This window comes from Bradyrhizobium sp. HKCCYLS3077 (assembly GCF_051167555.1).
Classification (GTDB): Bacteria; Pseudomonadota; Alphaproteobacteria; order Rhizobiales; family Xanthobacteraceae; genus Bradyrhizobium.
Genome location: NZ_JBNPTH010000004.1, coordinates 71,291 through 86,559 on the forward strand (window position 1 = coordinate 71,291; position 15,269 = coordinate 86,559).

Sequence of the window (15,269 nt, forward strand, 5' to 3'; positions counted from 1 at the left end):
AAAGGATGAAGGGGCCGCGCCTTGGAGCGAAGTTCGCGGAAGGGCGTCACCGAGTTGGAACGGCTTATAAAGAGGCAGCCGCCCGGTCGCAACCTCGCGCCTGAGGCGGATTGAAGCGGTGGGAACACCGTTCCCGCTCTGGTACTCCTGCAGGGGCTCTGCTAGCCGATCTCCTGTCACAACGCTTGCTGGAATCCTGCCATGACCGACCGCATCCGCCCCCTGATTGCCGGCAACTGGAAAATGAACGGCCTGAAGGCCTCGATGACGGAGTTCGAGGCGATGATGGCGGGTGCCGCCGACGTGACCGCGAAGGCCGATCTGCTGGTCTGTCCGCCGGCGACCCTGGTGTCGGCCTTCGCCGAGAAGGCGCATGGCAACAAGGCGATCGCGGTCGGGGCGCAGGATTGCCACGCCAAGGCGTCGGGCGCCCATACCGGCGATCTGTCGGCGGAGATGCTGGCCGATGCCGGCGCGAGCGCCATCATCGTCGGTCATTCGGAGCGGCGGGCCGACCACGGCGAGAGCGATGTTGTCGTGCACCAGAAGACCGAGGCGGTGTGGCGCGCCGGGCTGGTGGCGATCGTCTGCGTCGGCGAAACCCAGCAGCAGCGCGATGCCGGCCAGACCTTGGATATCCTGCGCGGGCAGCTCAACCTGAGCCTTCCCGAGGGATCGCGTGCCGACAACCTCGTCGTGGCCTATGAGCCGGTCTGGGCGATCGGCACCGGGCTGACGCCGACAGCAAAGGATGTCGAGCAGATTCATGCCTTTATCCGGGAGTTGCTGACCAATCGCTTCAAGGAGGAGGGCGCGAAGATGCGAATCCTCTACGGCGGTTCGGTGAAGCCCTCCAATGCCGCCGAGCTGATGGCGGTCGCGAATGTGAATGGCGCGCTGGTCGGCGGCGCCAGCCTGAAGGCGGCGGATTTTCTCGCAATTGCGAAGGGATGTTGAAGGGCCGTCTGAAGACAGCGCGCCAACACTCACGCCTCACGCCGCTTCTCCGAGGCGTTTCCAATAGATCTTCGTCCCGGTGAGGCCGCCATGCGGCTTCACGGCGTAGTCCGGAATGATGCCGCTGAGCTGAAAGCCGAGACCCTCGTACAGCTCCGACGCACCTCCGTCCTCGGCGGTATCGAGCACGAGCATCGTCCGTCCGTGCTGACGGGCGAGGCCTTCGGCGGCGCGCAGCAGCGCGGTGGCAATCCCGCGTTTGCGGTGACTGACGCGCGTCATCATCTTCGCGATCTCCGCGCGATGCGGCTGGTTTGGCGGCAGCTTGAGCTGCAAGGTCACGGTCCCCACCACCGCATCGCCGTCGATGGCGCCCAGCACGATGCGCTCGCCGCGCGCGGCGCTCGACAGCGAATCGCGCCAGAACGCGTCGGCGTCGTTAGTGCTGAGCGGGTGCATGAAGCTGACGGAGCCACCGTTCGCCACGGTCTCGATCAGCATCGCGTTCAGCCCGGCGCGAACGGCAGGTGTATCGGACAGGGGCGCAATTCGAATCGTGGACATTCTCAACTCCGGGCAAGCGCCACGACATAGGTGCAGGGCGCGTCGGTCTCATTGGCGAAGGTGGTATCGATCGGCGGGCCGAAGCCGAGGCAGTCGCCGGGGCTAAGCTCATGGCGCTCGGCGCCTTCGATGATGGTCAGGCGTCCGCTCTGCACCCAGAGCAGTTGGCGGATGTGGATGTAGGACGAGGCCGGCAGGGTCACGCTGCGGCGAGCGGGCATCTCGACGGACACCAGCTCGACCGGATGGTCTGGACGCAGGAACACCTGCCGCCTGAGGTAGCCGGTGTCCGGGTCGCGCCAGACCGGCTGCTCATCGGCCCTGGACACGCGCTCCGGCTGGGCCTCGGCGCGCAGCATCAGTCCTGCCAGGCTGAGCTCGAAGGCGCTCGCCAGCTTGACGAGCACCACAGCCGTCGGGCTCACTTCGGCGCGCTCGATCTTGCTGATGGTGGCCTTCGAGACGCCTGAGCGCTCGGCGAGGTCGGCCAGCGACCAGCCTCGGCCGTCGCGCTCCAGTTGAAGGCGCCGGGCGAGCCGTTGGCTGAAGTCGTCTATTATTTGATCCATTTGTCTCTAATAATGGAATGAAGTTCAGCTTTCAAGAGGAAGCGACGCCGCTCGTGACTGCGCTTGTGAGAAGCGCGGCTGCGATTATCTGCGGGGTGGCGTTGCCCGATTTGATCGTGTAACACCGCGCAAATTTCCGAATAGCCCGCGAAGCTCTCGCGATCCCGGCCTCCGGTCGGGGCCAGCGAGGGCTTGTGACGGAAGGTCACCATGCAGACTGTCTTGATCGTCATCCACCTCATGATCGTCGCCGTCCTGATCGGCGCGGTGCTGTTGCAGAAGTCCGAAGGCGGCGGCCTTGGCATGGGCGGCGGCGCCGGCTTTATGTCGAGCCGCGGCACGGCGAACCTGCTGACGCGCACGACGGCGGTGCTGGCGGTCGGCTTCTTCATCACCAGCCTGCTGCTGACCTGGCTCGCGGGCCTCGAGCGCAAGCCCACGTCGATTCTTGGCACCGTGCCCGGCCAGACCCAGTCCGGCGGAACGCCGGTAGCGCCGGGTGGCGGTGGTTTGCTCGACCAGCTCAAGAAGGCCGACGAGCAGCAGGCGCCCGCGGCGCCGAGCGCGCCGTCCGCCCCGCAGTCGCAATAACGCGGGGATGCCATGCAGGAACGCAATTGGCGTCCTGCATCAGGAGGCGGTCTCAAGGTCCTGAGACCATTCATATTTCGACGTAACCCACAGGCCCGCGACAGCGTTGCGGGCCGACCACGATTCGTTTTGGCGAATCGAGCGCGCGGCATTAAAGGTAGGGTCCCATGGCGCGGTACATCTTCATCACCGGCGGCGTGGTTTCCTCGCTCGGAAAGGGTCTGGCTTCAGCCGCGTTAGGCGCGCTGCTGCAGGCCCGTGGCTACAAGGTCCGGCTTCGCAAGCTCGACCCCTACCTCAACCTCGATCCAGGCACGATGTCGCCGTATCAGCACGGCGAAGTGTTCGTGACGGACGACGGCGCCGAGACCGATCTCGATCTCGGCCATTACGAACGCTTCACCGGGCGGCCCGCGACCAAGGCCGACAACATCACCACCGGCCGCATCTATCAGGACATCCTGACCAAGGAGCGCCGCGGCGATTATCTCGGCGCGACCATCCAGGTCGTCCCGCACGTCACCAACGCGATCAAGGATTTCGTGCTGTCGGGCAACGACGAGTACGATTTCGTGCTGGTCGAGATCGGCGGCACCGTCGGCGACATCGAGGGCCTGCCGTTCTTCGAGGCCATCCGCCAGCTCAAGAACGAGCTGCCGCGCGATCACGCGATCTACATCCATCTCACCTTGCTGCCCTACATCCCGAGCGCGGGCGAGTTGAAGACCAAGCCGACGCAGCACTCGGTGAAGGAGCTGCGCTCGATCGGCATCCAGCCGGATATCCTGCTGTGCCGCACCGATCGCGAGATCCCGAAGGAGGAGCGGCGCAAGCTCGGCCTGTTCTGCAACGTGCGCGAGAGCGCCGTGATCGAGGCGCGCGACGTCGACAACATCTACGCCGTGCCGGAGGCGTATCACGCCGCCGGGCTCGACGACGAGGTGCTGGCGGCGTTCGGCATCGAGCCGCGGATTCCGCCGGCACTCGCCAGCTGGCACACGATCAACGAGCGCGTCCGCAATCCCGAAGGCGACGTCACGATTGCGATCGTCGGCAAGTACACGGGCATGAAGGATGCCTACAAGTCGCTGATCGAGGCGCTGTCGCATGGCGGCATCGCCAACAAGGTTCGCGTCAAGCTCGACTGGATCGAGAGCGAGGTGTTCGAGAACGAGGACCCCGCGCCGTTCCTGGAGCACGTCAACGGCATCCTGGTGCCCGGCGGCTTCGGCCAGCGCGGCGCGGAAGGCAAGATCCGCGCGGCGCAGTTCGCCCGCGAGCGCGACGTGCCGTATTTCGGCATCTGCTTCGGCATGCAGATGGCGGTGATCGAGGCCGCGCGCAATCTGGTCGGGATCGCGGAAGCGAATTCGACCGAGTTCGGCCCGACCAAGGAGCCGCTCGTCGGCCTGATGACCGAGTGGCTGCGCGGCAACGAGCTGGAGAAGCGCTCGCAGAGCGGCGATCTCGGCGGCACGATGCGGCTCGGCGCGTATCCCGCGGCGCTCAAGCGCGGCAGCCGTGTGTCCGAGGTGTATGGCGGCGCGACCGAGATCTCGGAGCGGCACCGCCATCGCTACGAGGTCAACACCGCCTACAAGGACCGGCTCGAGCAGCACGGCCTGAAGTTCTCCGGCCTGTCGCCGGACGGCGTGCTGCCCGAGATCGTGGAGTACGAGGACCATCCCTGGTTCATCGGCGTCCAGTTCCACCCCGAGCTGAAGTCGCGCCCGTTCGAGCCGCACCCGCTGTTCGCCTCGTTCATCCAGGCGGCGGTGGTGCAGTCGCGGCTGGTGTGACGGCCAGATCGCAGGCTGGCCTCCGAACTCAATAAACGCTAAGGTTGTGCTCCCGAGGCGGCGATGCTGCCGCCTCCATGCGATGGGGCGGAAACGATGGCGGCAGCGACGGCGACGTTGTTTGCTTGGGCCGTGCCAGCCTTCACGACGGGCTCGCCGGTCGATCACACCTGGGTCACAACGTACGACAATCGCCGGACGGTCTATCCAAACGACGCGGCGGTCGCCGCTGCCGGCGAGTTCTACTGGTATTGCTGGGGATCGTTTCATCCCACGGGAGGAACGCCGATCAATCCAAGCGGTTTTCTCGGCAGCCAGGCGGGCGATCTGGCTCTGGCGCAGTGCCTGGTGCAGGCGAATGCGGATTCGGCGACGACGCCTGCGGCGCGCGGGACCGTCTACGTCTACGGCGTCGACGGCGTCTGCCACCAGCTTGCCAACCAGGTCCTGTATGCGACCGGACTTGGCGGGGGCTCGCCGCTGACCGTGAACTTGGCCCGAGGCTATGCAGCGAGTACGTTCATCTATGGGACATACGGGCTGCAACACGCGGCGTGGGCCGCCAGGATTGCTGCGTGCAGCAGCATGAGGCTTGCGCCGCCGGCGACGGCAGGAGGCTCCATGACGGTTTCGGCATCCCCTGGCCCGGGTGGCGCGGACGAGTTCGAAGCCCACGCCCAGCGCGTTCTCGGGCCCGGCAATCCCAAGCTGCTCGAATTGCTGCGGCTGCGATCCGACGTGCACCAGTTCGCCGCGCGGGCCTGGCCGGGAACCGGACAGCCGAGTGCCGATGCGCTGAATGCGCGCAACCAGCACATGCTCGATGAAGCGGCGCGCGTGCTCGGCCCGGCGGATTTCAAGGCCGTGTTCGGCATCGATCCCGGCGACAAGATCGATCTCGTCGATCCGAACATCGCGCAGAACGCCGGCCGAATTCCGCCGCCCAAAATGCCCTGAAAGATGCCCTAAGCGGTCGGCTTTGACGCGGACCGGGATTGTTGCGAGAACCCGCTTGATCATTCGACGTGAAACGAAATCAGGGAGGGATCGCCAATGATCTACGAGAGCCGCATCTATCGCTGCATTCCGGGCCGGCTGCCGGCGCTGCTGAAGCGCTTCGAAAACACGACACTGAAGCTGTGGGAGACCCACGGCATCCGCCCCGTCGGCTTCTTCACCACCCTGATCGGCGAATCCAACCAGGACCTGACCTATTTCCTCGCCTGGGAATCCCTGGCTGAGCGCGAGACGAAATGGACCGCCTTCATGACCAATCCGGAGTGGATTGCGGCGCGCGCCAAGAGCGAGGAGGACGGCCAGATCGTCGCCAACATCACCAGCCAGTTCCTGGTGCCGACGGCGTTCTCGGCGCTGAAATAGAGGCCGGGCAGGGGCGGGGATGACCGGTCCCCGCAACCCTGCTATTCGCGCCCATGCGCCGGGTTGATTGGGCGGCCTGCCCCGGGTCATGGTCGCGCGCTCACGAGAGGAATGATGTCTTGAACGCTTCGATCTCTGCCGCGCCGGTCGTGACTGCCGGCTCCGTGCGCTTTGGCAATCAGCTGCCGCTCGCGGTGATCGCAGGTCCCTGTCAGCTCGAAAGCCGCGCCCACGCGCTGGAGGTCGCCTCCGCGCTCAAGGAGATCGCGGGCCGGCTGAACATCGGCCTCGTCTACAAGACGTCGTTCGACAAGGCCAACCGCACCAGCGGCTCTGCCGCGCGCGGGCTGGGGCTTGCGCAATCGCTGCCGATCTTCGCCGAGATCCGGTCCTCGCTCGGTCTCCCCGTGCTGACCGACGTGCATGACGCCAGCCAATGCGCCGAGGTGGCGCAGGCCGTCGATATCCTGCAGATCCCGGCCTTCCTGTGCCGGCAGACCGACCTGCTGCTCGCTGCGGCCGCGACCGGCAAGGTCGTCAATGTCAAGAAGGGCCAGTTCCTGGCGCCCTGGGACATGGCGAATGTGGTCGCCAAGATCACCGGCGCCGGCAATCCCAATGTGCTCGCCACCGAGCGCGGCGTCTCGTTCGGCTACAACACGCTGGTCTCCGACATGCGGGCGCTGCCGATCATGGCGAAGATGACGGGCGCGCCGGTCATCTTCGATGCGACGCATTCGGTGCAGCAGCCGGGCGGGCAGGGCACCTCGTCGGGCGGGCAGCGCGAATTCGTCCCCGTGCTCGCACGCGCGGCCGTGGCGGTCGGCGTCGCCGGCGTGTTCATCGAGACACATCCCGATCCCGATCATGCGCCCTCCGACGGCCCGAACATGGTGCCGCTGGCGCAGTTCGAGGGACTGCTGCGGACGCTGATGGCGTTCGATGCGCTCGCCAAGGGGCAGGCGGCGGACGCCATCAGTTGATGCACCAGCCCGTCGTCAAGCCAGACAACAAGTTTCCGCCGGCCGTCAACATCATCGCCTTGGCGGGCTTCTCCGCGGCGCTGTCGACGCGCGCGCTCGATCCGGTGCTGCCGCATGTCGCCGAGGATTTTTCGATCAGCATCGCCACCGCGGCCGGCATCGCCGCCGGCTATGCGCTGATCTACGCGCTGATCCAGCCGGCGATCGGCGCCGCCGCCGACCTGTTCGGCAAGGCGCGGCTGATGACCTTGTGCCTCGCGCTGCTCGGCGTCGCCAGCGTGCTCGGCGCGCTCGCGACCTCGTTTCCGCTGCTGTTCGCGACCCGCATCCTCGCCGGCATCGCCTCCGGCGGCGTGTTTCCGGTGGCGCTGGGACTGACCGCCGATCTCGTCGCGCCCGATAAGCGCCAGGTCGCGATCGGCCGCACCTTGGCGGGCTCGATGGCTGGCAATCTGCTCGGCGCCACCGCGTCCGGCATCATCGGCGATTTCATCGGCTGGCGCGGCGTGCTCGCGATCCTCGGCGCGCTCGGGTTGATCGCCTCCTTCGCGGTCGCCGCCGGCTTCCGCGGCGCCAAGGTGACGCACGCGGCGACCACCGATCTCGCCACCTTGAAGAAGGGCTACGGCATCATCTTCAGGAACCCCAACACGCGGTTCTGCTACTCGGCGGTGTTCGTCGAAGGCTGCTGCGTGTTCGGGCTGTTTCCGTTCATCGCCTCGTTCCTGTTCGATCTCGGCGAGACCTCGCTGTCGATCGCCGGCATCGTGATCGCGGGCTTTGCGGTCGGCGGCCTGTTCTATACGGCCACCGTGTCGAACTTCCTGCCGCGGCTCGGCGTCAAGGGCATGATGATCGTCGGCGCCGCGCTGGTCGGCGTGCAGCTTGCCGCGCTGTCGTTCGGCCCGTCCTGGAAGCTGCAATTCGCCTGCATGCTGATGATGGGCTGGGGCTTCTACATGATCCATGGCTGCCTGCAGGTGTTCGCCAGCGAGCTGTCGATCGGCGCCCGCGCCACCGCGATGTCGCTGCACTCGTTCTTCTTCTTCCTCGGCCAGACCGTCGGCCCGATTGCCTATGGCTTCGGCGTGGTGCATGGCGGCAAGCAGCCGACCTTGTTCATCGCCGGCGCCCTGATGATCGCCCTCGGCTTCGCCTGCGCCACGCTGCTGCGGCAGCGCCCGCCGGCGGATGCGGCGTAGCACGTCCGATCGAGCGCGCATCTGAGCGGCGAAGTGGTCGTCGTTCGCGGTGCTGGGTCTGCCCGGCTTAAACATGACCCGGGGGCACTTTCGTTGCTGGCCGACGCGATTCCGTCTCGCGGCGCATGTGCATTCGAAGTTTGCTCCGACGTCATTGCGAGCGAAGCGAAGCAATCTAGAGTCCCACCCGAGCCCCTGGATTGCTTCCGCCGTCGCCCTTCGGGCTATGGCGGACACGTCGCTTCGCTCGCAATGACGGCTGTGAGACATGAGCTCACTCTCTCGCGGCGCATCTGCGTCCGAGCTTTGCCTTGGACCTGCCCTCTTACCTTCGAAGAGGGCACGGGGAATGCCGGGAGCTGGCCGCCCCCATGGCCCGCCTGCGGAAAAAAATGCAGGCGGCAGGTACCACAGGTTCAGCCGAGACATCCCGGCATTCCCCGCGCGATGGTTGGGCGGCTTATACGTACTCTCCCCGGGGACCGGGCTGTCTTGCCCCCGTGACCGGCGGATCATCACCACCAGCGTAGCCTCAGCGTCGGGAGGCCAGGACCATACGACTTCGCCGGCGCATCAGGCCCGTTCGTCCGCATGATGGATCACGCTGCGAACCCGACACGCCCACCGCATCCCGCCTCAACGTCCGTGACGACCGCGAAGCGCCCCTCAGATCGAGACGGGACGGAGGGAGTCAATCATAAATTCGAAAAAATGCAAATAGAAATCTTTTTATCGGAAGGTGTTGGCGGGAATCGATTTGAAATCACGGCGAAAAGTGAGCTTAGGGCGCCGCCGCATGATGGATCGCAAAGACTGAGAGCCGCGGCTGGGGCGCACCCGTCGGGCGACTCAGGGCACATGGCCGGCGATGCGGGCCTGCGCAACTGCCGCTCCAGGGCGCGCGAGGCGCTGAGCGTCAGTTCTGGCTCGCTCTGGTGACCACAGTGCTGGACTGCACTCAATATGTCTGTCGGCGAGAGACTAATTAAATGCACTGTGATTACTTGCATGGCCTTGGGGCGTGCTCAGCATGAGGTCGGCCATGATCGCGTCAGTCCAGCGCTCCCCCGTTTTTGGCGTGGTCATCGGGTGATTTGGTTGGTATTTGCCCGGGTGACTTAGCGTGTTTGCTGCGCTGCTGCGGCAATTGCAGCCTCGATAAACGGCTGCGGCGGCCGATAGCCGTGTGCCGTCACGTAGTGAAGGATCAGAACGGGTGCTGCGTATCGTGTTCCATCGGGACCGGTTATCCGGATTTCACCGTTGCCCAATATCTCCGGCGGCGCTTCGACTATTGGCATCCCGTTGGGACCGGCAAGGAGAGGCGGCGGGTCGCAGAATTCGCAACAATGGTACCCGCGATAGAGATTGACTGGAGATCCCCTCAGCTGCCGGAGCGCATCGGTCAATTGATCGTCCCGAGGACCGGTCGTGAACGGGTGAGTGGCCGAGAGCCATCCGATGTTCAGGACCTTCGGCTCCAGCTCCCCTCCATACGTGTAGGGTGTGAGATCAGGAAAATACATGACGCGGTCTCCGATCGCTCGATCCCTTTCGGTTTTTACCCCCGCCCGCGATACGGCGCCACGCCCTGGTCGGGCACCCACATTCCCTTCGGCAGCTTTCCCGTCTGCCAGAACACGTCGATCGGGATGCCGCCGCGGGGGTACCAGTAGCCGCCGATGCGCAGCCATTTCGGCTTGATCTCTGACGCCAGGCGCTTGCCGATGGCGACGGTGCAGTCCTCGTGGAAGGCGCCGTGGTTGCGGAAGCTCGCGAGGTACAGCTTGAGTGACTTGGATTCCACCAGCCAGGGGCCGGGGGCGTAGTCGATCACGAGATGGGCGAAGTCCGGCTGGCCGGTCACCGGGCACAGCGAGGTGAACTCCGGGACCGTGAAGCGGGCCAGGTAATCGGTGTCCTTCTGCGGGTTGGGGACGCGGTCGAGCCTGGCCGCCTCCGGACTGTCCGGGGCCGCCACCTCGCGGCCGAGCTGAAGGCCGGCCGATGTCAGGGCAGGGGTAGATTTCTTCGCCATGTTTTGTGTCATCCGTCGCAATTGGCGCCCCTTTAGCCAATCGCCGGCCGTGCGTCATCCGGTTCGTGATTTCGGCCCCGGGTGGCCTTTTCGCCCCCGTGACCATGCGGTAGAAGCGGCGCAGCAAAGCCCACCCAGAAACGTCTCACGAGGACCCCCATGACCGCCATCGTCGACATCATCGGCCGCGAAATCCTGGACAGCCGCGGCAATCCCACGGTCGAGGTCGACGTCGTGCTGGAGGACGGCTCGGTCGGCCGCGCCGCGGTTCCCTCCGGCGCCTCGACCGGCGCCCATGAGGCGGTCGAGCTGCGCGATGGCGACAAGCGCCGCTATCTCGGCAAGGGCGTGCTCAAGGCCGTCGAGGCCATCAATGACGAGGTCTATGAGGCGCTCAGCGACATGTCGGCGCACGACCAGGTCCAGATCGACCAGATCCTGATCGAGCTCGACGGCACCGAGAACAAGAGCCGGATCGGCGCCAACGCCATCCTCGGCGTGTCGCTGGCCTGCGCCAAGGCGGCCGCGATCTCCTACGACATGCCGCTGTATCGCTATGTCGGCGGCACCTCGGCCCGCACCCTGCCGGTGCCGATGATGAACATCCTCAATGGCGGCGTGCATGCCGACAATCCGATCGACTTCCAGGAATTCATGATCATGCCGGTGGGCGCGCCGAGCTTCGCGGAAGCGCTGCGCTGCGGCTCGGAGATCTTCCACACCTTGAAGGCCGAGCTGAAGAAGGCCGGCCACAACACCAATGTCGGCGACGAGGGCGGCTTCGCGCCGAACATTCCGTCGGCGGACGCGGCGCTCGACTTCGTCATGGCCGCGATCGGCAAGGCCGGCTACACCGCCGGCGAGGACGTGATGCTGGCGCTCGACTGCGCCGCGACCGAGTTCTTCAAGGACGGCAAATACGTCTATGAGGGCGAGAACAAGAGCCGTTCGCGCTCGGAGCAGGCCAAGTATCTCGCCGACCTCGTCGCGCGCTATCCGATCGTCTCGATCGAGGACGGCATGTCCGAGGACGACATGGACGGCTGGAAGGAGCTGACCGACCTGATCGGCGCCAAGTGCCAGCTGGTCGGCGACGATCTGTTCGTCACCAATGTGAACCGGCTCGAGGACGGCATCCGCAACGGCCGCGCCAACTCGATCCTGATCAAGGTCAACCAGATCGGCACGCTGACGGAGACGCTCGCCGCGGTCGAGATGGCCTACAAGGCCGGCTACACCGCCGTGATGTCGCACCGCTCGGGCGAGACCGAGGATTCGACCATCGCCGATCTCGCGGTCGCCACCAATTGCGGGCAGATCAAGACCGGCTCGCTGGCGCGCGCCGACCGCACCGCGAAGTACAACCAGCTGCTGCGCATCGAGCAGGAGCTGGATTCGCAGGCCAAATATGCCGGCCGTGCGGCGCTGAAGGCGCTGGCCTGATCGCTGACGACACGACAAGAGCCAAGAGAACAGGGGAGGCACAGATGAGTGGCGAGACCGGCCTGCAACTGCGGACATTGATCAAGCGCAGCGGTGAGCTCGAACTGTCGCTGGTCGACGTGCCGACCCCTGAGCCGGGGCCGGACGAGGTCGTGGTGCGCATCGAGGCGGCGCCGATCAACCCGTCCGATCTCGGCCTGCTCGTCGGTGCCGCTGACCTGTCGACCATGCAGGCGTCGGGCAGCAAGGATCGCCCCGTGATCACCGCCAAGGTGCCGGAGGCCGGCATGCGCGCAATGGCCGGCCGCCTTGACGAGTCCCTGCCGATCGGCAACGAGGGCGCCGGCGTCGTCGTCAAGACCGGATCGTCCGACGCCGCCAAGGCGCTGATGGGCCGCACGGTCGCGGCGATCGGCGGCGCGATGTACAGCCAGTATCGCTGCCTGAAGGTCTCCGAGTGCCTGCCGCTGCCTGAGGGCACGACGCCGGAGGAGGGCGCCTCCTGCTTCGTCAATCCGCTGACCTCGCTCGGCATGACCGAGACGATGAAGCGCGAGGGCCACACCGCGCTGGTGCACACCGCGGCCGCCTCCAATCTCGGGCAGATGCTGAACAAGATCTGCCTCAAGGACGGCATCCCGCTGGTCAACATCGTGCGCAGCCAGGCGCAGGCCGAACTGCTGCGCGGCATCGGTGCGAAGTACGTCGTCGACTCCACGTCGCCGAATTTCATGGATGAGCTGACGGCGGCGCTGGTTGAGACCGGCGCGACCATCGCCTTCGATGCGATCGGCGGCGGTAAGCTCGCCGGCCAGATCCTCAATGCGATGGAAGCGGCCATCAACAAGTCGGGCAAGTATCCCTACAGCCGCTACGGCTCGGCCGTGCACAAGCAGGTCTACATCTACGGCGGTCTAGACCTCCGGCCGACCGAGATCACGCGCGGCTTCGGCATGACCTGGAGCGTCGGCGGCTGGCTGCTATTTCCGTTCCTGATGAAGATCGGCAAGGCCGACAGCGAGCGGCTGCGCCAGCGCGTCGTCGACGAGCTCAAGACCACCTTCGCCAGCCACTATACCAAGGTGGTGTCGCTGGCCGAGGCGCTCGATCCGGCGAACCTCGCCGTGTACGCCAAACGGGCCACTGGCGAAAAATTCCTTATCGACCCCAACAAAGATAAGTGACCTAACGCCGCGTCCCGAACGTTGCGGACGGGCTTGCCTTTGGCCTGCGGCCGAAGACAATCCGCGCCGTCTTGGTTTCCGGGCGGTGTTGGCCGCTGACACCTCTGAGGAGAGATTTCTGATGACCCAATTGGATCGCCGTCGATTCCTGGCCGGTGCCGCGCTCGCCGGCGCCGCCGGCACGCTGCCGTCGCTCGCCGGCAACGAGGCCCGCGCGGCCACTGCGCCGGCCGCCGCCCAGGCGCCCGGCTTCTATCGCTACAAGGTCGGCGACTACGAGTGCACCTCGATCAATGACGGTGCGCGTACCTTCCCGATGCCCGACAAGTTCGTCGTCAACACGCCGAAGGACGAGGCGCTGGCGGCGGCCGAGAGCGCCTACATGCCGAAGGGCATGATCACCATTCCCTTCAATCCGCAGCTGATCAACACCGGCTCCAAGCTGATCCTGATCGACACCGGCAACGGCGCGGGCGCCTTCGAGGCCAGCAAGGGCGCCGTCGGCCGCCTGCAGCAGAACCTCGCCGCCGCCGGCATCGATCCGAAGGCGATCGACGTCGTCGTGCTCTCGCACATGCATGGCGACCATATCAACGGCCTCAAGCTCGCCGACGGCTCGCTGGCGTTCCCGAACGCCGAGCTCAAGGTGCCCTCGGTCGAGTGGGCGTTCTGGAACAGCGACGAGAACGCCGCCAAGGCGTCCTCCGAGCTGATGAAGGGCAACTTCGCCAACTTCAAGAAGGTGTTCGGCGGGCTGGAGAACAAGGTCACCCAGTACGAGTGGGACAAGGAGGTCGCGCCCGGAGTCACCGCGCTGGCCACCCCCGGCCACACGCCGGGCCACACCTCGTTCGCGGTCGCTTCGGGCAATGCCAAGGTGTTCATCCAGTCCGACGTCACCAACGTGCCGGAGCTGTTCCTGCGCAATCCGGACTGGCACGTGATGTTCGACACCGACGCGGCGCAGGCCCAGGAGACCCGGCACAAGTTCTACGACATGGTCGCCGCCGAGAAGGCCAAGGTGATCGGCTTCCACTTCTCGTTCCCGTCGGTGGGTTATGTCGAGAAGGACGGCGCCAAGTACCGGCTGATCCCGGCACCGTGGAATCCGGTGCTGTAAGTTTTCTTCGTCATTGCGAGCGAAGCGAAGCAATCCAGGGGCTCGGTCGGGACTCTGGATTGCTTCGTCGCGGAGCCTGTCCTCGGGCTCGCCGGAGGCGAGACCCGGGGGCTCCTCGCAATGACGGAGGAGAGACTGTGCCAGGCCGCCTCAGGGCGGCCTGTTCGTTTTTGCATATGCGATAGAGCGGACTTTCCCCCGCCGCCGTGACGGCCTATGTCGGACGCTCCGCCATCCGCAGGGCCCCGCATGTCGACCGATCCGTCTCCCGCCAGCGCCGATCTCTCCAACTGGCGCACCGCGCCGTATAGCCGCTGGGCGTTTCACAACATCCGCTCGCTCCTGCCGGTCGCCGACATCGCGAGCGCGCCGGGTAGCGCCTGGCCGCTGCCGGCGGCTCCGGCCTCGTTCGATGGTTTCAGCCTGAAGCTTCCGAAGGGCGGCACGCTCGACCTCGATGGTTTCCTGAAGGCGACGGCGACCGACGGGCTCTTGATCCTGCACGACGGCCGCATCGTGTTCGAGCATTATGAGGGCGGCACCGATCGCGACACGCCGCACATCCTGATGTCGGCGACCAAGTCGATCACCGGCCTGATGCTCGGCATCCTCGTGGACCGTGGCGAGATCGACATCGACGCCGAGGTGACGCGCTACGTGCCGGAGGTCGAAGGCACGGCCTATCGCGGCGCCACCATTCGCCAGCTCACCGACATGCGGGCCGGCATCGTGTTCGACGCTGTCGGCCTGCAGGCCTATGCCGACGCCGCCGGCTGGGAGCCGGTCGCCCCGGGTACGACGCCGAACCTGCACGACTTCTTTGCGACGATGCGGGCGCAGGCCAAGCCGCATGGCGGCGCCTTCAGCTATGTCTCGTCGAACACCGATCTCCTGGGCTGGGCCATCGAGCGCGCCACCGGCCGCAGCTTCGCGAGCCTCGTCGGCACCTTGCTGTGGCAGCCGATGGGAGCCAGCGGCGAGGCGTTCATCACGGTCGACCGCAAGGGCGCGCCGCGTTGCACCGGCGGCTTCTGCGCGACGTTGCGCGATGTCGCCCGGCTCGGCCAGCTCGTGCTGTCGGGCGGCCGGCGCGGCTCGCACGCGATCGTCCCAGAAGCCTGGCTCGATGACATCAGGCACAACGGCGATACCCAGGCCTGGCGCGACGGCCAATGGCGCGACAGCTTCGCCGCGATCAGCCGCAACATGCACTACCGCAGCGGCTGGTACGTCATCAATGATCAGCCGCAGCTGATGTTCGCGATGGGCATCCACGGCCAGAATCTGTTCGTCGACGCCGCCAACAAAATCGTGATCGCCAAGCTGTCGAGCTGGGCGCAGCCGGTCGACGGCCAGGCGATCTGGCTGACGCACCAGGCGGTCGCGGAATTCACCCGCTGTCTCAAGGGGACAGGTTGATTCCGGCGGGGGCGAGCCGC

General features: G+C 66.0%; 15 protein-coding genes. 11 read left to right on the plus strand and 4 right to left on the minus strand.

Annotated features, from left to right (window positions below; all coding sequences use genetic code 11):
* Positions 1–201 precede the first annotated feature (201 nt).
* Positions 202–957 (plus strand): triose-phosphate isomerase, encoded by a 756-nt coding sequence (gene tpiA / locus ACQR0Z_RS16525; RefSeq protein ID WP_434919360.1) that lies wholly within the window; start codon positions 202–204, stop codon positions 955–957.
* Between the two features lie 36 nt (positions 958–993).
* Here tpiA and ACQR0Z_RS16530 read toward each other — a convergent pair whose 3' ends face one another.
* A complete protein-coding gene (locus tag ACQR0Z_RS16530) occupies positions 994–1,521 on the minus strand; it encodes a GNAT family N-acetyltransferase (protein ID WP_434859097.1) in 528 nt (175 codons plus the stop codon).
* A 2-nt stretch (positions 1,522–1,523) separates the two neighbouring features.
* Positions 1,524–2,090, minus strand: coding sequence for a helix-turn-helix domain-containing protein (locus ACQR0Z_RS16535; RefSeq protein ID WP_434859096.1), 567 nt, complete (start codon positions 2,088–2,090; stop codon positions 1,524–1,526).
* 210 nt (positions 2,091–2,300) lie between these two features.
* Between ACQR0Z_RS16535 and secG the strand changes: the two genes are divergently transcribed.
* The 6 genes from secG to ACQR0Z_RS16565 all read left to right on the plus strand — a co-directional run bounded on the left by secG (position 2,301) and on the right by ACQR0Z_RS16565 (position 8,045).
* Positions 2,301–2,681: a preprotein translocase subunit SecG gene (gene secG, locus ACQR0Z_RS16540; protein ID WP_434919361.1), complete on the plus strand. Its 381-nt coding sequence runs from the start codon at positions 2,301–2,303 to the stop codon at positions 2,679–2,681.
* Positions 2,682–2,848: 167 nt separating this feature from the next.
* Complete coding sequence (locus ACQR0Z_RS16545) at positions 2,849–4,480, plus strand: CTP synthase (RefSeq protein ID WP_434919362.1); 1,632 nt, start codon at positions 2,849–2,851, stop codon at positions 4,478–4,480.
* 96 nt (positions 4,481–4,576) lie between these two features.
* Entirely contained in the window at positions 4,577–5,437 is an 861-nt protein-coding gene (locus ACQR0Z_RS16550) for a hypothetical protein (protein WP_434859093.1), read from the plus strand.
* Positions 5,438–5,533: 96 nt separating this feature from the next.
* A complete protein-coding gene (locus ACQR0Z_RS16555; protein WP_006611072.1) occupies positions 5,534–5,860 on the plus strand; it encodes an NIPSNAP family protein in 327 nt (108 codons plus the stop codon).
* A 119-nt stretch (positions 5,861–5,979) separates the two neighbouring features.
* Positions 5,980–6,843, plus strand: a complete 864-nt coding sequence (gene kdsA, locus ACQR0Z_RS16560) for a 3-deoxy-8-phosphooctulonate synthase (RefSeq protein ID WP_434919363.1) — start codon at positions 5,980–5,982, stop codon at positions 6,841–6,843.
* Positions 6,843–8,045, plus strand: a complete 1,203-nt coding sequence (locus ACQR0Z_RS16565; RefSeq protein ID WP_434919364.1) for an MFS transporter — start codon at positions 6,843–6,845, stop codon at positions 8,043–8,045. Before kdsA ends, ACQR0Z_RS16565 begins: the two co-directional genes overlap by 1 nt.
* Positions 8,046–9,163: 1,118 nt before the next feature.
* On the opposite strand, the gene ACQR0Z_RS16570 is transcribed toward ACQR0Z_RS16565, so the two are convergent.
* The gene (locus ACQR0Z_RS16570; protein ID WP_434919365.1) at positions 9,164–9,571 is read right to left on the minus strand and encodes a hypothetical protein; all 408 of its coding nucleotides are present in this window, start codon (positions 9,569–9,571) and stop codon (positions 9,164–9,166) included.
* A 35-nt stretch (positions 9,572–9,606) separates the two neighbouring features.
* Positions 9,607–10,083: a preQ(1) synthase gene (queF, locus tag ACQR0Z_RS16575; protein WP_434919366.1), complete on the minus strand. Its 477-nt coding sequence runs from the start codon at positions 10,081–10,083 to the stop codon at positions 9,607–9,609.
* 159 nt (positions 10,084–10,242) lie between these two features.
* On the opposite strand from queF, the gene eno reads away from it, so the two are divergent.
* The 4 genes from eno (at position 10,243) to ACQR0Z_RS16595 (ending at position 15,249) form a co-directional block, all read left to right on the plus strand.
* Positions 10,243–11,526 carry a phosphopyruvate hydratase gene (gene eno / locus ACQR0Z_RS16580; protein WP_434919367.1) on the plus strand — a complete coding sequence of 428 codons (1,284 nt, stop codon included), beginning with the start codon at positions 10,243–10,245 and terminating at the stop codon, positions 11,524–11,526.
* Positions 11,527–11,570: 44 nt separating this feature from the next.
* Complete coding sequence (locus ACQR0Z_RS16585) at positions 11,571–12,710, plus strand: zinc-binding dehydrogenase (RefSeq protein ID WP_434919368.1); 1,140 nt, start codon at positions 11,571–11,573, stop codon at positions 12,708–12,710.
* A 121-nt stretch (positions 12,711–12,831) separates the two neighbouring features.
* The gene (locus ACQR0Z_RS16590) at positions 12,832–13,830 is read left to right on the plus strand and encodes an MBL fold metallo-hydrolase (RefSeq protein ID WP_434919369.1); all 999 of its coding nucleotides are present in this window, start codon (positions 12,832–12,834) and stop codon (positions 13,828–13,830) included.
* Positions 13,831–14,079: 249 nt separating this feature from the next.
* Positions 14,080–15,249, plus strand: coding sequence for a serine hydrolase domain-containing protein (locus tag ACQR0Z_RS16595; RefSeq protein ID WP_434919370.1), 1,170 nt, complete (start codon positions 14,080–14,082; stop codon positions 15,247–15,249).
* Positions 15,250–15,269 lie beyond the last annotated feature (20 nt).